Source organism: Arthrobacter sp. BE255, assembly GCF_031457335.1.
Taxonomy (GTDB): domain Bacteria; phylum Actinomycetota; class Actinomycetes; order Actinomycetales; family Micrococcaceae; genus Arthrobacter.
In genome coordinates this window covers 119511-138441 of the sequence record NZ_JAVDWK010000001.1, presented here as the reverse complement: position 1 = coordinate 138441, position 18931 = coordinate 119511, and the positions used below count along the sequence as shown (strand labels likewise).

The window sequence follows — 18931 nt, the reverse complement described above, 5'->3', positions numbered from 1 at the left end:
TCAGTTTCCCAGCAGCTCGAGGATTTCGGTGCGGGCGAACATCTGCGCCGCCGCCCGGGCCGACGGCGTGCCGGCATCGGGATCGGCTCCGGCGTCCAGCAGCACCCGGGCAACGTCCGTGTAGCCCTTGAACGCCGCGCCGGCCAGCGGTGTCTGGCCGCGGTCGTTGGCTGTATCGGGCTCGGCCCCGTGCTCCAGGATCAGCCGCACTGTCTCGGCATGGCCGTGGTAGGCGGCCAGCATCAGCAGCGAATCCCCGGCAGCGTTGGTCATGGTGGCCGGAGCCCCGGCGCTCAGGTAGCCGCCGAGGAGCCCGGTGTCGCCTTCCCTGGCGGCCTGGAACAGCTTGTGGGCGAGCGCGACGGTTTCGTCGTCAGCTGCCGGTGAGCCGGGTGCGGCCGGGCCGGGTGTGTTTTCTGTCATCAGCGGGTCCCCCTCAGGAATCCTGTCGGGCGCCCCACTACCTGGCCGGCGTCGGGCGCAACTATCACTTCCTGGGCGGCGGTGTAGGGTTCCTCGCCGTCCAGCACAGTCAGTATTTCATCGGGTGAAACGGACCTCTTGATGACGGCCAGGGCCACGGGGCCCATTTCGAAGTGCTGGGCCACGGAGGTCACCGTGCCGACTTTCCGCTCGCCGACCAGGACCTGGCTGCCCGGGGCGGGCATGGTGTGCTGGGATCCGTCCAGCTGGAGGAACACCAGCCGCCGCGGCGGATGGCCGAGGTTGTGTACCCGCGCTATGGTCTCCTGGCCCTTGTAGCAGCCCTTGGACAGGTGCACGGCAGTGCGGAGCAGGTCCAGTTCGTGCGGAATGGTTTTGTCGTCGGTTTCCGCGCCGAGCCGTGGGCGCCACGCAGCAACGCGGAGGGCCTCGGCTGCCAGCACACCTGCGAGCGGACGTTCCCCCACCGTCTGCTCCAGCTCGGCGGCCGGTACCAGGTACTCGAACCAGGGGCGTTCCAGCCCGGGGTGGCTTTCGTCCGGAACCACCGCGTACGAGTAGCCGCCGGCGCCCACGTGGGGCCAGGGATCCCGCCACGCCTGCAGGCCGGACCATTCCGGCACCTCCTTGGTGGACCCAAGCACTGACCAGTCCGCGGAGACGTCGTTGATTTCGACGCGCAGCATGAACTTCATCCTGTTCAGCCACTCAGCCAGCGGCCCGGCTTCGGCGGCCTCAACGATCAGCCAGGTGGTTTCGCCGTCGTCCACCACGCGGGCGTCAAACTCGATCCGGCCCTGGATGCTGAGCAGGAGCAGCTCGCTTGATTCCCCGGGCTGCAGGCCGGTGACCAGCTGCGAGGACAGCGTGTTCAGCCAGCTGAGCCGGTCCGGACCGCTGACAGTCACCACGCCGCGGTGGGAGAGGTCGACGACGGCGGTACCGGCCGCGAGCGCGCGCTGCTCGCGCAGCGGCTCACCGTAGTGGGATGCGACGCCGGCGTCAGCGCCGCCGCCCTCGACGGCACCAGGGCGCGACAACAGGGGGCTGGGAGTAGTCATACTGGGGGCAACGTCCTTTGGTCAGTGAGTATTCCGGTCCCTGGGCAGCGGGCCTCGTTGGAGGCCCTTAGCGGTACTCGGGGTTTTCGAAGTCGAAGCGGGTTCCGGCTTTCCATTCTTCAGGAAGGTTGCCGTAGGCGGGAATCCCGCCGGCGTCCTTGAGCATCCTGGCGAAATGCAACAGGTTCCAGGTCATGAACGTGGTGTTCCGGTTGGTGAAGTCGGATTCGGGGCCGCCGGACCCTTCGTCCAGGTAGCTTGGGCCTGGGCCCACCGGCCCGATCCAGCCGGCGTCGGCCTGCGGCGGGATGGTGAAGCCGATGTGCTGGAGGCTGTAAAGGACGTTCATGGAACAGTGCTTGATGCCGTCTTCGTTGCCGGTGATCAGGCAGCCGCCCACTTTGGGGTAGAACGCCCACTGGCCTTTGCTGTTCAGCTGCCCCGAATGGGCATAGAGCCGTTCAATGAGCTTTTTGGTCTGCGAGGAGTTGTCGCCCAGCCAGATGGGGCCGGCAACCACCACGATGTCCGCTTCCTGCACCGCCGGATAGAGTTCGGGCCACTCATCGGTGGGCCAGCCGTATTCAGTCATGTCCGGGTACACGCCGCTGGCGATGTCGTGGTCGACGGTCCGGATGCTGCGGGTGCTGACGCCCTGCTTCTCCATGATGAGCCGGCTGACGTTGATCAGGCCTTCGGTGTTGGACGTCTGCGGGGATTTTTTCAGCGTCCCGTTAAAGAAGAGCGCCTTCAGGTCGCTGTAGTCAGTGGTGTTCTGCTGTGCAGCCATGGTGCTCCCTGTGATTCACTCGCGGGTGAAGCCTAGGAACCCAGTGTACTGAGGGCCGGGGCGGCGCGAGGGGTCAGGAAACTTTTTTCAGGAACGCCGAGGCATGCGCCTCGAGGCCTTTGCCCGGCTGCGACGTGCCGCCGGTGGCGACGTCCCAGCGCCAGAGCAGGTTGCCGTCCACCAGGCCAAAGATCCGGGTGGCGGCGCTGTAGTCCTTGGAGTGGCTGCCGCGCATCACCATGTCTGTGGTGAGCTGGATCTGCGGTCCCTTGATCTGGCCGTAGTACAGCTCGGAAATCCCGCCCGGGTGCGCGATCGAGACGGAGATGTCGAACCCGCCGTCGTTGTTGCGCAGGGCCTCCACCTCGTCGGCGCTCTTGAGGGCCGGGACGATGTCTGTAGGGATCAGGCCCGGGCCGCCGTCGGCGTCGAGCTGTTTGCGCTCCAGTGCCCAGAAACCGGTCTCAACGGTAAGCGGCCGCAGGCGCGTGCCGTCGTCGGCCGTTAACCAGCTCTCCGCGCGGTACTGCAGGTACGGCAGGCCGTTGTGCGTGAAGGACACGTGCTGGAAGAAGTGTTCCGAGTCCTCGTCGCCGCTGCCGAGCCGGCCGCTGCCTTCCCACTCACCAATGAGCCAGGAGAGCGGAACGAGTTCGGGAGTCAGGTCTGTGGGAATCTCAATCGGCACAGCAATTACCTCGGGAAACGGCTAGCTGGTGGAAACGGTCTACTTCTGGCCTTTGAAGAGGCGGTAGACAACAAAACCTGCGAACCAGGCCATGGAAAGGCTGGCGATACCGAGCAGGACAAGGAAGAAAATTTCAAATGCAAGTACGGACATGATGCCATCCTAACGCTTAGTAGATGAGTAGTTTGTCTATGAAGTACGCCAGCGAACCCACGGCCGAAACCGGTGCAAGACCCATACTAAGAGCCGCCAGAAGATTAAGTGGAGCTCCCCGGAGTGTGACGAGCCGGCGGAAGCTGACCAGCACCGCCCCGACCACGACGCCGAAAATCGCTGCCGGCAGGACGGCGATGTCGGAAAAAACCAGGCCCGCAAGCGGCCCGGCAAGCCCTGCCATAACAATGCCCAGCGGCGCCACAATGCTGTCAGGCCAGCGGATGAGTCCCGCAAGCAGTGCCACGGCCGCACTGATGGCTGCGACCAGCAGCATTTCCCTGACTCCGTTGAAGCGGGCCCCCGCGATCCAGCCGGCGCCGAGGCATGACAGCAGCACCCCGGCGCAGCAACCCAGTGTCGATTCGAGCCGTTGGGCCTGGCCTGTGCCGCGGATGAGCTGGACCACAAACACGGCCATCATCCCCAGAGCCACAAACGCCGGCGTCCAGTCCAGGTATCCCGGGGCCGGCACGAATCCGGCGGCGAGCGCGGACCCGACCCCGGGCAGTGCGATAACGGCGGCCAGGGTCTTTTTCGCCGGGATGCGGAGGAAGTGGGGCCAGCCGATGCCGACTGCCAGCGCCACAATCACGGCGACGGCAAGCAGGGCTTCGGGGGAGGTGTACACCCCGGCGATGATGGCCACCAGCCCGGCCATACCGAAGGCGCCGATGGTCCACGACGCCAAGGAACGGGCCGGGGCTTGCAGATCCGCACTCATGCGGGACCTGGCTCTGACGTGCGCGGCTTCAACTCTGCACCCAATTCGCGGCATTCCCATTCTGGCTGGAGACCGGGAAGGCTGTCCGGCCCCCGGCAGGGCACACTGCCCTGTGGTCCAATCCTGCCTTATATGACCGGCATGTGTCGCAAAACGGACACGTCCAAGGTCCTCATCAGTGTCTGTTGCGGGGCCGTTGGGTATACTCAAAGCTCAGCTACGCTTCCTGCTTCGGTTGCCGGCCGGATAGTTCCATCGACGGCCCAGACCGCAGCAGTGAGACAGTACCGGCCGGTGAAAACCCGGTTCAGTCGCCCAAAGATGCGCGGACGGCCCTTGGAGGAATAATGTCGCACATCCTGTTATTGACGAACAGCACCGGCTCATCGGTGGACATCCTGCCTGCCCTTGAACTGCTGAACCACCGCGTGCATATCCTGGCCGCTGAACCCACAGCCCTGCTTGAAACCGATCCGTGCGACATCGTGCTGCTCGATGCCCGCAAGGACCTGGTGGGTGCCCGATCCCTGACCCAGCTCCTGAAGGCTACCGGCCTGAGCGCCCCGCTCGTCCTGATCCTGACCGAGGGCGGCATGGCTGCAGTCTCCTCCGCCTGGGCCGTTGACGACATCGTGCTGGACTCTGCCGGGCCCGCCGAAGTGGAGGCGCGCATCAGGCTGTCCGTGGCACGGGCCGTTCCGGACGCCGACGACGCCCCCACCGAGATCCGGGCCGCGGGTGTTGTCATCGACGAAGCGAGCTATACGGCACGCGTCAATGGCGCCCCGTTGAACCTGACTTTCAAGGAGTTCGAACTCCTCAAATACCTGGCCCAGCATCCGGGACGGGTGTTCACCCGCCAGCAGCTGCTGACCGAGGTCTGGGGCTATGACTACTACGGCGGCACGCGCACCGTGGACGTCCACGTCCGGCGCCTTCGCGCAAAGCTTGGCGCCGACCACGAAAACCTGATCAGTACCGTGCGGAACGTGGGCTACCGGCTCACCCTGGTGCGCCAGCAGGAAGACGAGCTCACGGAAGCCTGAGCTTCCGACGCAACTGCCTCACAACACAACAGCCCCGGACCAGTGGTCCGGGGCTGTTGCTTGTTGTGGAGGACATACGGGTCGAACGTATCGAGGCCACCCCACTGGTGGATCCCCCTCGCATCCGGCGATGACGCCTGATCGGATATCGACTATACGGTCCGGCCACGCACGTATCAAATCGGCACAGCTGCGCCCCGGGCGTATAGCCTAGCTTCATGACCCCAGCACATCCGGAAAAATGGCCCGTCCTCGTCGTCAAGGGCGGTGTGGATGACCAGCTGCTGAAAGACTTCAGGGGGCTCCTGTCCGCGGCTGAGGAATCCGACGGGAATCCCTCGCTCTCCGAGCAGACGGTTGTCACGCTCCGGGCCGGCGATTCGGCCGAGCACTCCCTCCTGAGCCTTGCCCTGTACGCTCCGGATGAGGATTCGGATCCCGCCACCGGCCAGGACCTCGCCGGGTTCGCGGTAGTGGTGGAAGAGTCCGACGGCGGCGGGGTGCTGGAGATCGCTGTCCACCCGACGTACCGGAACCAGGGCGTTGCCGACCGCCTGGTGGGTGCACTGAAAACAGCACGCGGCCTGGACGGCCTGAAGGCCTGGTCCCACGGCAACCATGAGGCCGCGGCGGACCTCGCCGCCCGGTACGGCTTCGGCCCCGTCCGGGAACTGTGGAAAATGCGGCTGGCAACTGCCTCCGCCGAGCTTCCCGATGCCGGTCTGCCGGACGGCGTCTCACTCCGGGCTTTTGTGCCGGGCCAGGACGAGGACGCCTGGCTGGCAGCGAACCGTGAAGCGTTCGCCCACCACCCGGAGCAGGGCGGGATGACCCGGGCCGACCTCGACGCCCGGATGGCGGAGGACTGGTTTGATCCGGCCGGGTTCCTCCTGGCCGTGGACGCGTCCGGCCGGCTGCTCGGTTACCACTGGACGAAGGTCCACCCCCGGCACGGCGGCCACCCGGCAATCGGCGAGGTCTACGTCGTCGGCGTCTCCCCCGCGGCGCAGGGAATGGGCCTGGGCAAAGCGCTGACGGTGGCCGGCATCCGCCACCTCCAGAACCTGGGCCTCCACGCGGTCATGCTGTACGTCGACGCCGACAACGCCCCGGCAGTGCGGCTCTACCAGCGTCTGGGCTTCACGCGCTGGGACATGGATGTGATGTACGGGCCGGTTTCCGCGGGTTAGTCCAATCGACTGACGCACGGTTTCCGCCGCCCGAAATCTAGGGGTCCGCGCCGGCGAATGCTTGTAAGGTTGAAACAGGACCGCGCCGGCCGTGAAAGCCAGCATCCAGCGCCAGGTAAGAGGAGAACCCATGAAACCGGAACCCGCCGGAACAGTCACGTCCGAAGGCGCCGCAGCGCCCGTCAGGGCCCGTTTTGGTTCGTCCGAGGTTCCGGCGTCACGCGCCACGCAGGACCGGATCGACATCCCCGAGTTCGCTCCCAACCTTGAGCCTGAGGGCGATATCCGGCCGGACCGCTTCCTGGACCGTGAACTGAGCTGGCTGGCCTTCAACTCCCGAGTACTGGAACTGGCCGAAGACCCCACCCTCCACTTGCTGGAGAGGGTCAGTTTCCTGTCGATATTCGCGTCCAACCTGGACGAGTTCTTTATGGTCCGCGTCGCCGGACTGAAGCGTCGCATCGCCACGGGACTGGCCGTGCCGTCCCCGGCCGGCCTCAGCCCGGTGGAAGTCCTGGAAAAAATCGGTGAGGAAGCCCACCGGCTCCAGCAGCGCCACGCCCAGGTCTTCGCGGAGCAGATCCGTCCGGCCCTGGCGTACGAGCACATCCACGTCATGCACTGGGATGAACTGGACGACGCCGCGAAGCAGCAGCTGAGCGCCATGTTCGCGGAGAAGGTCTTCCCCATCCTGACGCCGCTGGCCGTGGACCCGGCGCACCCGTTCCCGTATATCTCCGGGCTGTCGCTGAACCTGGCCGTGGTGGTACGCAACCCTGTCAGCGACAAGGAACTCTTCGCCCGCGTCAAGGTCCCGGACCAGCTTCCGCGGCTGATCTCCATCGACGGGCCGCGTGCCGGCGCAGTGGCAGGCCGGGTTGCCCGCTTCATCGCCCTTGAAGAAGTCATCGCTGTGCACCTGGACAAGCTCTTCGCCGGGATGGAAGTCCTGGAACACCACATCTTCCGCGTCACCCGCAACGAGGACGTCGAAGTGGAAGAGGACGACGCCGAGAACCTCCTGCAGGCGCTGGAGAAGGAACTGCTGCGCCGCCGGTTCGGCCCGCCGGTCCGCCTTGAGGTCACCCACGACATCAACCCCAACATCCGCGCCCTGCTGATCCGCGAACTCGGCGTGGAAGAGTCGGAGGTCTACTCCGTCCCCGCGCCGCTGGACCTCCGCGGCCTGTCCGTCATTGCCGGCATCGACCGGGCTGACCTGCACTACCCCAAGCATGTGCCGCACACCTCCCGGTACCTCAACGAGTCCGAGACGTCCAAGGCAGCCAACGTTTTCGCGGCCATGCGCCGCCGGGACATCCTGCTCCACCACCCGTACGACTCCTTCTCCACGTCGGTCCAGGCCTTCCTGGAGCAGGCGGCTGCGGACCCGAAGGTTCAGGCCATCAAGCAGACCCTGTACCGTACCTCGGGCGATTCACCCATTGTTGATGCGCTGATCGATGCCGCCGAAGCCGGCAAGCAGGTCCTCGCCCTGGTGGAGATCAAGGCCCGTTTTGACGAACAGGCGAACATCTCCTGGGCGCGGAAGCTGGAGCAGGCAGGTGTCCACGTGGTCTACGGCATCGTGGGCCTCAAGACCCACTGCAAGCTGTCGCTGGTGGTCCGCCAGGAAGTGGACGGGCTCCGCCGCTACTGCCACATCGGCACCGGAAACTACCACCCGCGGACCGCACGCTACTACGAGGACCTCGGCCTGCTGACTGCCAACGAGCAGGTGGGCGAAGACCTTTCCAAGCTGTTTAACCAGCTCTCCGGCTACGCCCCCAAGTCAACGTTCAAGCGCCTCCTCGTGGCGCCCAGGTCGGTCCGCTCCGGGCTCATTGACCGGATCGAGACCGAGATCCGCAACGCCCGCGCCGGACTCGCTGCGCGGGTCCAGATCAAGGTCAACTCCATGGTGGATGAGGCGATCATCGATTCCCTCTACCGCGCGTCGCAGGCAGGCGTGAACGTGGACGTCATTGTCCGCGGCATCTGCTCGCTGCGCCCCGGCGTGCCGGGCTTGAGTGAGAACATCACGGTGCGCTCGGTGCTTGGCCGGTTCCTGGAACACTCGAGGGTGTTCGCCTTCGCGAACGGCGGCGACCCGGTGGTCTACATCGGCTCGGCGGACATGATGCACCGCAACCTGGACCGCAGGGTCGAGGCGCTGGTGCAGCTCGCCAGCCCCGATGACATCACCTACGTCCTGGACCTGCTGCGCCGCTACATGGACCCGGAGACCGCCAGCTGGCATCTGGACAACCAGGGCGACTGGAACCGGCACCACATCGCCGACGACGGCACCCACCTTGACGATGTCCAGTCCTGGCTGCTCGCCTCGCGGCCGCGCCAGCGCTCCTTGAGCCGCCGGTAGGGCAGCGGTGTTGGCGAGCGATACACCGGTAGCAGACCAGACAGACCATCCCGGTGAGCCGGTGGCCGTTACGGCCGCCGGCGCACTGCCGTGGCGGATCACCAAGGACCGTCTCGAGGTCCTGCTGATCCACCGGCCGCGGTATGACGACTGGTCCTGGCCCAAGGGAAAGATCGACGCAGGCGAGACCATTCCCGAATGTGCCGTCCGCGAGATCCAGGAGGAGATCGGGCTGACCGCCCAGCTTGGCATCCCGCTTCCGCCGATCCACTACCACGTGGCGTCCGGGCTGAAAGTGGTCCACTACTGGGCAGTCCAGGTCAACGGTGCAACCCTCATGCCTGACGGCAAGGAGGTTGACAGTGTGATGTGGTGCGCCCCGGAGAAGGCGGCGGCGCTGCTGTCCAACCCGTCCGACGTCGCGCCCCTTGAATACCTCGTGGAGGCCCACAAACGCCATGAGCTGGCCACGTGGCCGCTCATTGTGGTGCGGCACGCCAAGGCCAAGCCGCGCTCTTCCTGGACCAAGGCCGAAGGCGAGCGGCCGCTGGCCGCCACGGGCATCAGGCAGGCCCAGTCCGTGGGGCGCCTGCTGCAGGCCTGGCGGCCGCAACGGGTGGTCAGCAGCCCGTGGCTGCGCTGCGTTGCCACCATCGCGCCGTATGCGAAGACCGTGGACGCCAAGGTCAAGCTCGTGGACGCATTGACGGAACACCGGCACGCGCGAAACCCGAAGAAGACTGCCGGCGTGTTGTCAGCGCTGCTGGACAAACAGCGCGGCGTTGCCGTCTGCACGCACCGCCCCGCCCTGCCCACCGTCCTGGACCAGCTGGGCAAGTCCATGCCGGGCCGCCTGCGCGGACTCCTGCCGGATGCCGATCCCTACCTGGCCCCGGGCGAAATCCTCGTGTTCCATGTGTCGCACCACAGCAGGCAGCGGATCGTGGCCGTGGAACAGTTCAAACCGTTCGACGATTAGGGCTGGCGATTAGGGCTGACGTTTAGGCCCAGCGATGAGCTGTTGCCGGCTGGCTGCCTTCACTGCGTGGCGTTTTCGGCTTCACAGCGATGTCATCGGCGGCCGCGGGCGGAGGGCCCCGGTAGACTTTAGCCGTGAGCATCCCTACGCCTTATGAAGACCTCCTGCGCGATGTCATGGCCCATGGCACGCACAAATCCGACCGTACAGGGACGGGCACCACCAGCGTGTTCGGCCGCCAGATCCGCTTCGACCTGGCCAAAAGCTTCCCGCTGATCACCACCAAGCGCGTCCATTTCAAGTCCGTCGCCGTGGAACTGCTGTGGTTCCTGCGCGGTGAATCGAATGTGAAGTGGATGCAGGACCAGGGCGTCACCATCTGGAACGAATGGGCTGACGCCGAGGGCGAGCTCGGGCCGGTCTACGGGGTCCAGTGGCGCAGCTGGCCCACGCCGGACGGCGGCCATATCGACCAGATCGCCGAGCTCGTGGCGAACCTCAAGTCCAACCCGGACTCACGCCGGCACATCGTCTCCGCCTGGAATGTCTCGGAGCTCAAGGACATGGCGCTGCCGCCGTGCCACGCGTTCTTCCAGTTCTACGTCGCGGACGGCAAGCTGTCCTGCCAGCTGTACCAGCGTTCCGCGGATATGTTCCTGGGCGTTCCGTTCAACATCGCCTCCTACGCCCTGCTGACCCACATGGTGGCGCAGCAGGCGGGCCTGGACGTCGGCGAGTTCGTCTGGACCGGCGGCGACGTGCACATCTACGAGAACCACATGGACCAGGTCCTCAAGCAGCTGGAGCGCGAACCCTACGACTACCCGCAGCTGGTGATCACCCGGAAGCCGGCGTCGATCTTCGACTACACGCTGGAGGACTTCGAAGTGGTCGGCTACCAGCACCACCCCACGATTAAGGCTCCGATCGCCGTATGAGCACCGAGAACACAGCAGACCCGCAGGCTTTTTCCGAGGAACTCGCCGGCTCCGTCACCGGCGTCGGCCTGGTGTGGGCGCAGACCTCCGGCGGCGTCATCGGCAAGGACGGCGACATGCCCTGGCACCTGCCCGAGGACCTGAAGCACTTCAACCGGCTGACCATGGGACACCCGGTGATCATGGGCCGCAAGACGTGGCTGTCGTTCCCGGACAAGTACCGTCCGCTCCCCGGCCGCACCAACATCGTCATCACCCGGCAAAAAGGCTGGGGCGAGTCACCCGAGGCGGAGGGCGCCGTCGTGGTTCCGTCCCTTGATGACGCGCTCCTGGAGTCCCAGTTCGTCGACGGCGGCGAGACGGTGTGGATCCTGGGCGGCGGCGAGGTCTTCCGCCAGTCCACCGACCTCGCCAACGTTGCGGTGGTCACCACCATCGATGTGGAGGCCGACGGCGACACGTTCGCTCCCGAGCTTGGCGAAACCTGGGAGGCGGCTGCTTCGGTTCCGCCGGACGGCTGGCTCACTGCCGCCAACGGCACGCAGTACAGGTTCACCAAATGGGTACGGACGGCGGGCTGAGATGCTGAAGAAACCAGAGACCCTCTTTGTCCTCGGGTACATGCTGCTGCCGCTGCTGGCCCTGCTGTCCGCCATTGTTGGCCTGACCATGATCCTGGGCGGCAACAAGATCGCCGGCGCCATCGTGCTGGTGGTGGTGACCCAGGTATTCGCCTTCGGGGCCTTCTACGCGCTGCGGCTCCGCAAAGCCGCGGTGCTGGAGGAAAGCGACCGCGGCTGACGCTTGCTGCCGGTTGGGCCGATGGGGAGCACAACCCATCGCGGCCCTATCGCTCCGCTATTAGAGTTGTGCAGGCAGCCTGAACGACATTTGCTGCAGAGACATTTGGGGGATGATGCCTTGTGGCAGGAAACATGTGGGGCGCGGACGTCGCCGAGCTCCGGACGCTGGCGCAGCAGTTCGGTAAGGCGTCTGACACCCTGCTGCAGCAGTCAACGCTGCTGAGCAACCAGATCAACAACAACCCTTCCTGGAAGGGCCAGGACGCTGCCAGGTTCCGCTCAGAGTGGAACGGCAGCCACCGGGCAATGCTCCAGCAGGCGGTCTCCGCGCTCAAGCAGGAGTCGAAGAAGCTGCTGGAGAACGCTGATCAGCAGGAGAAGGCGAGCAACGCGGCGTCCGGATCGGGCGGCGGGCCTGGCATCTCCGCAGGCGTTCCCGGCTCGCCCTTCATTCCGTTGGGTGAAGAGTGGATGTCGAACGGAGACTCACCTTTCCGCAAGGGCTGGGACGCCTACAACGGTGTCCTCGGCCTGAAGTCCGTTCCGCTTGGCCTCAGGGACATTTCACAGTTTGCCGCCCGGCACGGCGACGAAATCCGGGCACTGTCTGCCGCCGGCCAGGACTGGAATGCCCTGAAGCGGGCCCTCAACACGGACCTGTGGGAGGCCTCTGCCCGCGCGGACAGCCTGCGCGGCGCCTTCTCCGGCACTTCTGACCTGCTGAGCGGCAAGTTCGGCGATTTCGCAGAGATGGCCCGAGGCGCCGGAGCCGCTGATATCGCTCCCTTGGCAAAATATGGCCTGAACGCCGCAGGACACGCTCTTGGCGGTATCAGTGTCGGCTTGGATGGCCTCGACACCATCAATGCAATCCGCGCCGGCGAAACTGGGGATGCCCTGAAATCGGGACTTAAGACCGCACTCGGCGTCGGCTCATTCTTCCCGCCACCGGTGGGCGTTGCGTGCATGGTGGTCGGCGGCGCGTGGGCGGCCGTCGAGCTGATTCCCGGGGCCAAAGACGCCATGGACGGCGCGTTCGATGCCGGTGGAGAAATCGCCGAAGACGTCGTAGAAAACATCGGCGAAGGCGTCAAGGACTTCTTCGGCTTCTAGCCAGCTTCTCACTCATAGGATGATAAACATGACTGCAGAACAAACAGAGACAGACACTTCTGTCGGATTTGGCCAGGCCGAAATGGCCTACCTCCTGCACCTGCAACCGACGGCTGGATCCCGTGCCAGTGCTTCATGGCTGCGGCTCAGCGAAGAATCTGAGAACCAGGAGCTCATCCGTGCAGGGCTGTCGTCCCTAATCGCCCGGGGCCTGGCAACCGTAGATGGCTCCGACATCGACTTCGACATGCGGGTGGATATCGTGGCCTACACCCTTGCGAATGCCCAGAGGTGGACGCAGTTGGATTTGCTCGTAGACGCTGCGGAAGGCGACTCCGTGCTGCACGCCGAGTCAGACCGGACCAAGCTGCTTCTTCAGCCAAGAACCATGATGAGCTGGTTCGCCCTGCCACAGGACCCCAACGTCTCGGCAGAAGCTGCGGAAGCCTACATAGTCCGCGATCATTTAGCGCGTAACCCGGACGGCGGCGTCAGGATCCGGTCCGGCCTGCTCCGCGAAGGGCGGCAGCTTCTCATCCGCAAAGACAGTCGTGGCTGGGTTCACGCCGTGGCGGTGGACGACGTCGTTGGGGCTGAAACACTGGCGCAGACCGACGAAGAGCTGACCGCCACGCTGAGCGCTTTCAGGTCTGAGTCCGGAGCGTCTGATGGCATCTGATCCATCGGTGCAAAGCATCATTGTTGACCGTCCCTTCTACTACGCCACCGGGATGGAACGAACCGTATACGCCTATACGCAGGAGGAATGGGGCATCGGCGGGGCGCAGCCATCCGGAAACTACTCGGTCCACAGCACCACGGGCCTCTACATTGTCACCATCCTGATGACGATTCCCGCCATAGTCGCGCCTGTCGTTCTAATAATCGGGGTGGCAAGCCTCAACATACTTTTTGGTCTCTTCGGGCTTATCTTTACGGTGCTCTTCACCGGCGGGTGGCTCCTGGGGATCCGGAGCCTCCGTCGGGAGTGGCAAGCGTCCAAGCTGAGGCGTCTGAAGGGGCTGCCCAAGCCCCGCTTCGCCCTCAACGATGACAAGGCCCGCAGCTGGTTCGAAGCCAACCCGTCCGGGATTGCAATTACCCGGGAAAACTTCCCCGACAGCACCCGCCCGTTTCCGGATGAATCGAACTAGGCGAGGCGCACGAAGGACACCCACGCTGACCCCGCCCCGCGGAGGTGACGTAACCGACTGCGCCCTGCCGGTTCCGAAGTCTAAACTGTACGAATGACTACAGCAGCTACCCCGTCCGTTGGACTTGTCGGTTGGCGTGGCATGGTCGGTTCCGTCCTCATGCAGCGCATGCAGGACGAGGGCGACTTCGCCAACATCAACCCGGTGTTCTTCTCCACCTCAAACGCAGGAGGTGCCGCCCCGTCGTTCGCTGATGGGGCCGGCAAGCTCGAGGACGCGTTCGACGTCGACACCCTGGCTAAGCTGCCCATTATTGTCACCGCCCAGGGCGGGGACTACACCAAGCGCGTACACGCCGAGCTGCGAGGCCGCGGCTGGGACGGCCTCTGGATCGACGCCGCCTCCACCCTGCGCATGAACGACGACTCGATCATCGTGCTGGACCCGATCAACCGCGACGTCATCGACAAGGGCCTGGTCAACGGCACCAGGGACTTCATCGGCGGCAACTGCACCGTGTCCTGCATGTTGATGGGCCTCGGCGGGCTGTTCAAGAACGGCCTCGTCGAGTGGGGCACGTCCATGACCTACCAGGCTGCTTCAGGCGGCGGCGCACGGCACATGCGCGAACTGCTCAGCCAGTTCGGCACGCTCAACGCGGAGGTCAGCTCGGAACTGGACGACCCGGCGTCGGCCATCCTGGAAATTGACCGCAAGGTCCTGGCGCACCAGCGCACCGACATCGACGCCACCCAGTTCGGCGTGCCGCTGGCCGGTTCGCTGATCCCGTGGATCGACGCGGACCTGGGCAACGGCCAGTCCAAGGAAGAGTGGAAGGCCGGGGTTGAGACCAACAAGATCCTGGGCACCTCGGACGAGAACCGCGTCATCATGGACGGCCTCTGCATCCGGATCGGCGCCATGCGCTCCCACTCCCAGGCCCTTACCCTCAAGCTCCGCGAGGACCTTTCTGTGGCCGAGATCGAGAAGCTCCTGGCCGAGGACAACCAGTGGGCCAAGGTCATTCCGAACACCAAGGAAGCCTCCATGGCCGAGCTGACTCCCGTGGCCGCATCCGGCACCCTGGACATCCCGGTGGGCCGTATCCGCAAGATGGACATGGGCCCGCAGTACATCAGCGCGTTCACCGTGGGCGACCAGCTCCTCTGGGGTGCCGCCGAACCGCTGCGCCGCATGCTCAACATCGCCACCGGCAACCTGTAGCCCCCAATCGACCGCCCCATACAGCAACGCGGGGTCACTTAACGCCCATTCCGCACCGTCGGATGGGCGTTAAGTGACCCCGCGTTGCTGTCACTGTCAGGTGTTGAGGAACGCGAGGTACTGCTCGGCGGCCTTGTTGAAGGTTGCCAGGCCCCCGGGTCCGAGCGGCCTGGCGTCGTCAAAGAGTTCAGGCACGACGGCGGCGCTCCTGGTGCTCCCGGCGCGCGCCCAGGTGCCGATCACCTCTCCCCCGGCCACGGTGGTCTTCTTGAACACTCCGTTGCCGCCGGGAACGATCTTGTTGGCGTGCTCCGGCGCCAGGACCAGGCTCCGGTCCTGGTAGCCGAGCACGAACTCGTCAAAGCCGGGCAGCAGGAGGACGGACCGCTGGCCCGGCACACGGTCGTCGAGCAGTGACGCGGTCTCCGGGGACATCCAATAGCTGGTGTCGCCGAATTCGAGCTCGACCAGCTGCCCCCGGACCAGCTCAAACGCGGGCCGCACATCGGTCAGCGGGATTTGTGTCCACCACGCGAAGTCGCGGATGGTGGCCGGCCCGTGGCTCTGGAAATAGCGCAGCATGAACTCGGCAATGCCCTCCTGCCGCTCAAGGGTCCGCGACACCGGGATCCACTCATCGAAGGCCACCAGCAACTGCTGGTTCCCGGCCAATGGGCCCTGGACCAGCCATCCGTGCCGGCACAGCGTCCCCAGGATGTGGATCCCGCGCTGGCCTGTGGTGGGCTGCCCCGCCGCCTCAAACACCCCGAAGAGCTCAGTCCTGCTCAGGGAACCGCCACCAGCCACGCGCTCCAGGGCAACGTCGCGGCACTTTTCGATGTCCGCCCAGGTGATATCCAGCTCGCGGTGTCTGCCGGCGATACTGCGGGTAAGCCGCTCGGCGGTAAGTCCCAGCATCCAGCGCAGATCCTCGGGTGCCACCAGGTGGAGCGTTCCGCGCATCGGCCAGGAGCGGACCACGCTTCCGCTGTCCAGGGCTGCCCGGACGTCCGACAGCCCGGCCCGCGGAACCCGAAGCCCGACGGCCCACAGCGCCTCCTGCAGGTTCTGCGCCTGGGAAGCCGTCATCCACCGCACGGCTTCCGGCACAGAACCCAGCCCCGTTCCAAGAAGTCCCTGGGAAGCTAGCCGGAGCCTGCCCATGACCTTGCTGCTCACGCGTTGTGACGACGTTCCTGCCATGCACTTATCCTAGGTTCTCCACGAAGGCCGCCGCTGGGTTGAACGCCCAGGTGGGGGCCGGCTGGCCACCATGGTCCGCGCCCCAAGGCCTGGCGGATAGGGTAGAACCATGACTTTGGGGAGTTTGTGGCAGTTGTTCGCGCGCGAAACAAAAGGGTGGCTGGTGGGAGGGACTGTTTCGGTCCTGATTGGTGTGGCGGTGGGGGTTCCGGCCGTCACCGGGTTCCTGGCAAACGGGGAATCAGAACTTTCGCTGCTGCTGTCATCGCTGGCCTTCAGCCTCGGCGGAGGCTACGCCGTCCTCTTTCCCGGGATCCGGGTGTGCCGCGGCACACTCCATGTTCTTCGCGACTGGAAGCGCCACCCGCTCAGCGGGAAGGCCCTCTGGATCCTGTCGCACGCCGTTGCCGTCACCGGCCTGGTGGTCTGCATCCTTGCCGGCGGCGGAAATCCGTCCCTTCCCGGGCTCCTGGTCTGGCTGTTCATGGGCCCCTACCTCGCCCTGACCGGCTGGGCCGCGGCCGTGCTCGGGATGGCGGTAAACGTCCGGCTCATAGCCGGAGAAGGCGGCGCGAACGACGACGCCGTCCTCCCGGACGACGCTAGAGCGCCACGCCGATAAGCAGCGGTTCCGGGTGCAGCTCAATGCCAAAGCGTTCGACGACGCCGGCACGCACCTCGCGCGCGACGGCCACCATGTCGGCAGCGCTGGCGGAGCCGCGGTTGGTGATGGCCAGCGTGTGCTTGGTGGACAGCGAGGCCCGTCCGCCGGACACGCTGCCGTCCTCCAGCCCGTAGCCTTTGCCGAACCCCGCCTGGTCGATAAGCCAGGCAGCGGACAGCTTCACCAGCCCGTCGATCCCTGCCGGATATCGCGGCGCTGACTCCGGTAACTGGTCAGCCACGTCCAACGGAACGATGGGGTTGGTGAAGAACGAGCCGGTGGAATACGTGTCCCGGTCGGTGGGGTCCAGCACCATGCCCTTGGAGGCGCGCAGCCGGAGCACCTCCCGGCGGACATCGTTGGAATACGCCCGCTTGCCCGGCTCCACGCCGAGGGACCGGGCCAGTTCGGCGTACCGGATGGGGGCGCTCATCCGGCCCAGAGGCAACTGGAACTCCACCGTCAGCACCACGTAGCGGGGCGATCCGTCGACGGTGGTCTGCTTGAGGATTGAATCGCGGTACCCGAACTTCAGCTCGGAGCTGGTGAATGTCTGCACGGCGTTCCGGGTCCGGTCCCAGGTCCGCACAGCGGCGATGGTCTGCGAGACGTCCGAACCGTAGGCCCCCACGTTCTGGACCGGCGTGGCACCCGTGGCGCCGGGGATGCCGGCGAGGGCCTCAATCCCGGACCAGGCGTGCAGCACTGCGTGCTCCACCAGCGCATCCCAGTTGTGCCCGGCCTGGACCACCACCGCAACGCCGCCGCAGGAGTCCTCCGCGTTTACCGTGAATCCCTCCGAGGCGATTTTGACCACCGTGCCGGGGAACCCGTCGTCGGAAATCAGCAGGTTGGAGCCGCCGCCGATGATGAGGACCTGCTCCCCCGCCGCGTCGGCCGTCCGCACGGCGTCGATGATCTCTGCCTCGGTCCTGGCCTCGATGTACTTGCCGGCGGGGCCACCGACGGCGGCCGTGGTCAGGGTTGAAAGGAGTGTCTGGGTCACCAAACCAGCCTAACGCAGGGAAAAGCTAGGGAATTTTGCGTGCCACCGGTGAGAGCAGGAAGCTCATCACGAGCATCACCATGACAGCCAGCAGCGAATGCAGGATGCCCACGTGTTCTGCCAGCAGGCCCAGCAGCGGCGGGCCGCACAGGAAGGCGCCGTAACCGATCGTGGAGACGACCGAGACGCGGGCGGCTGCCTTGGCGGGGTCGTCGGCGGCGGCGGACATTCCCACCGGGAAGCCCAGCGAGGCGCCAAGCCCCCAGATGGCCAGGGCCACGAAGGCCAGCCAGGGAACCGGGGCGAACACAAACAGCCCCAGTCCCAACACGGCCAGCGCGGCGCACCAGCGCATCACCGGGACCCGGCCAAAACGGTCCAGGACCAGGGTTCCGGCGAACCGCCCAACGGTCATGAACGTGACGAAAAGGCCGTACCCGGCGGCTCCGGCGGCGTCCGTCTGGCCGTGGCCGTCCGCGAGGGCCAGGGCAACCCAGTCGCCCGCCGCGCCTTCAGCAAGTGCCAGTCCCAGGACCATCACGCCGAGCAGCAGGGTGCGTTTGTCCCGCCAGGCCTGGGCGATCTTCCGCTTGTTGTCGAGCGGGACGCCGTCGGCCTGCGCCGCGCCGGGCGTGATGACGGGGATTGGTCCCGTGGAGGGGTCCTCGAACGTGTCCGGGACATATGTCCGTTCCCCCGTCACGGGGGTGACATCGGCGCGGAACCATGCGGCCGCCGTCGTCACCGATACCGCAACGACGGCGCCTGCCGCTGCAAGGTGCCACAACACCGGGACCGAGGCCGCCGCGGCCCAGGCGCCAAGTCCGGCGCCGGCCACCGTGCCCAGGCTGAACGCGCCGTGCAGCCGGGGCATGATGTGCCGGCCCACCGCGCGCTCCACCGCGGCCCCTTCAACGTTGGAAGCGGTGTTCCAGCTGGCGGTGCCCAGGCCGGTGATGGCCAGGCCCACGGCCACCGCTACGGGGGTGGCAAGGACCGACGTCCCGAATCCTGCGATCGCGAGGCCGCAGCCCACCATGATGCTTCCGGTCCGGATGGTCCGGGTGGATCCCAGCCGCAGCACAATCAGGCCGGACGCAGACACTGAGATGAAGGAGCCGAGGGTCATGCACAGCAGGAGCATGCCGATGTTGCCCGGGGTCAGGTCCAGTCCGTCCCGGATGGCCGGCAGGCGCGATACCCAGGACGCGAACGCCAGGCCGCTGGCGCCGTAGGCCACCACCACGGCGTTGCGCCAGGCGGTGACCTCGGCGGCGGCAGTTGCCGTGGTGGTCAAAGGCTCCCTGCGGT

Annotated in this window: 20 protein-coding genes; 12 read left to right on the top strand and 8 right to left on the bottom strand. The window is 65.9% G+C overall.

All coding sequences use genetic code 11. The features are described 5' to 3' along the window. The 5 genes from J2X42_RS00655 to J2X42_RS00635 form a co-directional block, all read right to left on the bottom strand. Positions 1–423, bottom strand: coding sequence for an ankyrin repeat domain-containing protein (locus tag J2X42_RS00655; RefSeq protein WP_310161169.1), 423 nt, complete (start codon positions 421–423; stop codon positions 1–3). Continuing rightward, positions 423–1505 carry a folate-binding protein gene (locus J2X42_RS00650; protein WP_310161167.1) on the bottom strand — a complete coding sequence of 361 codons (1083 nt, stop codon included), beginning with the start codon at positions 1503–1505 and terminating at the stop codon, positions 423–425. Before J2X42_RS00650 ends, J2X42_RS00655 begins: the two co-directional genes overlap by 1 nt. A 67-nt stretch (positions 1506–1572) precedes the next feature. Next, a complete protein-coding gene (locus tag J2X42_RS00645; RefSeq protein ID WP_310161165.1) occupies positions 1573–2295 on the bottom strand; it encodes a flavodoxin family protein in 723 nt (240 codons plus the stop codon). 73 nt (positions 2296–2368) lie between these two features. Further along, positions 2369–2983, bottom strand: a complete 615-nt coding sequence (locus J2X42_RS00640; protein WP_310161164.1) for an FABP family protein — start codon at positions 2981–2983, stop codon at positions 2369–2371. A 169-nt stretch (positions 2984–3152) separates the two neighbouring features. Then, positions 3153–3920 (bottom strand): permease, encoded by a 768-nt coding sequence (locus J2X42_RS00635; protein ID WP_310161163.1) that lies wholly within the window; start codon positions 3918–3920, stop codon positions 3153–3155. Between the two features lie 347 nt (positions 3921–4267). Between J2X42_RS00635 and J2X42_RS00630 the strand changes: the two genes are divergently transcribed. The 11 genes from J2X42_RS00630 (at position 4268) to asd (ending at position 14747) form a co-directional block, all read left to right on the top strand. After that, positions 4268–4966, top strand: a complete 699-nt coding sequence (locus J2X42_RS00630; protein ID WP_131131270.1) for a response regulator transcription factor — start codon at positions 4268–4270, stop codon at positions 4964–4966. Between the two features lie 218 nt (positions 4967–5184). Beyond that, positions 5185–6156 carry a mycothiol synthase gene (mshD, locus tag J2X42_RS00625; protein ID WP_310161159.1) on the top strand — a complete coding sequence of 324 codons (972 nt, stop codon included), beginning with the start codon at positions 5185–5187 and terminating at the stop codon, positions 6154–6156. Between the two features lie 130 nt (positions 6157–6286). After that, positions 6287–8536 carry an RNA degradosome polyphosphate kinase gene (locus J2X42_RS00620; protein WP_310161156.1) on the top strand — a complete coding sequence of 750 codons (2250 nt, stop codon included), beginning with the start codon at positions 6287–6289 and terminating at the stop codon, positions 8534–8536. Between the two features lie 10 nt (positions 8537–8546). Continuing rightward, positions 8547–9515, top strand: coding sequence for an NUDIX hydrolase (locus tag J2X42_RS00615; protein ID WP_310161154.1), 969 nt, complete (start codon positions 8547–8549; stop codon positions 9513–9515). 134 nt (positions 9516–9649) lie between these two features. Then, a complete protein-coding gene (locus J2X42_RS00610) occupies positions 9650–10453 on the top strand; it encodes a thymidylate synthase (protein ID WP_310161152.1) in 804 nt (267 codons plus the stop codon). Further along, on the top strand, positions 10450–11034 hold the full coding sequence (locus tag J2X42_RS00605) for a dihydrofolate reductase (RefSeq protein ID WP_310161150.1): 585 nt from the start codon (positions 10450–10452) through the stop codon (positions 11032–11034). Before J2X42_RS00610 ends, J2X42_RS00605 begins: the two co-directional genes overlap by 4 nt. A 1-nt stretch (position 11035) precedes the next feature. Further along, a complete protein-coding gene (locus tag J2X42_RS00600; RefSeq protein WP_131131263.1) occupies positions 11036–11254 on the top strand; it encodes an NF038396 family protein in 219 nt (72 codons plus the stop codon). A 122-nt stretch (positions 11255–11376) separates the two neighbouring features. Further along, positions 11377–12369, top strand: a complete 993-nt coding sequence (locus tag J2X42_RS00595) for a WXG100 family type VII secretion target (RefSeq protein ID WP_310161146.1) — start codon at positions 11377–11379, stop codon at positions 12367–12369. A 28-nt stretch (positions 12370–12397) separates the two neighbouring features. Further along, positions 12398–13048, top strand: a complete 651-nt coding sequence (locus tag J2X42_RS00590; protein ID WP_310161142.1) for a hypothetical protein — start codon at positions 12398–12400, stop codon at positions 13046–13048. Further along, positions 13038–13523: a hypothetical protein gene (locus J2X42_RS00585; RefSeq protein WP_310161140.1), complete on the top strand. Its 486-nt coding sequence runs from the start codon at positions 13038–13040 to the stop codon at positions 13521–13523. Before J2X42_RS00590 ends, J2X42_RS00585 begins: the two co-directional genes overlap by 11 nt. Before the next feature lie 93 nt (positions 13524–13616). Further along, entirely contained in the window at positions 13617–14747 is a 1131-nt protein-coding gene (gene asd / locus J2X42_RS00580) for an aspartate-semialdehyde dehydrogenase (RefSeq protein WP_310161138.1), read from the top strand. Positions 14748–14843: 96 nt separating this feature from the next. Here asd and J2X42_RS00575 read toward each other — a convergent pair whose 3' ends face one another. Then, a complete protein-coding gene (locus tag J2X42_RS00575) occupies positions 14844–15950 on the bottom strand; it encodes a winged helix DNA-binding domain-containing protein (RefSeq protein WP_310161137.1) in 1107 nt (368 codons plus the stop codon). Between the two features lie 109 nt (positions 15951–16059). On the opposite strand from J2X42_RS00575, the gene J2X42_RS00570 reads away from it, so the two are divergent. Beyond that, positions 16060–16572: a hypothetical protein gene (locus J2X42_RS00570; protein WP_310161136.1), complete on the top strand. Its 513-nt coding sequence runs from the start codon at positions 16060–16062 to the stop codon at positions 16570–16572. Here the strand turns inward: J2X42_RS00570 and J2X42_RS00565 are convergent. Continuing rightward, a complete protein-coding gene (locus J2X42_RS00565; protein WP_310161134.1) occupies positions 16553–17620 on the bottom strand; it encodes a UDP-N-acetylmuramate dehydrogenase in 1068 nt (355 codons plus the stop codon). The genes J2X42_RS00570 and J2X42_RS00565 overlap by 20 nt on opposite strands. 25 nt (positions 17621–17645) lie before the next feature. After that, positions 17646–18917 (bottom strand): MFS transporter, encoded by a 1272-nt coding sequence (locus tag J2X42_RS00560; protein ID WP_310161131.1) that lies wholly within the window; start codon positions 18915–18917, stop codon positions 17646–17648. Positions 18918–18931 lie beyond the last annotated feature (14 nt).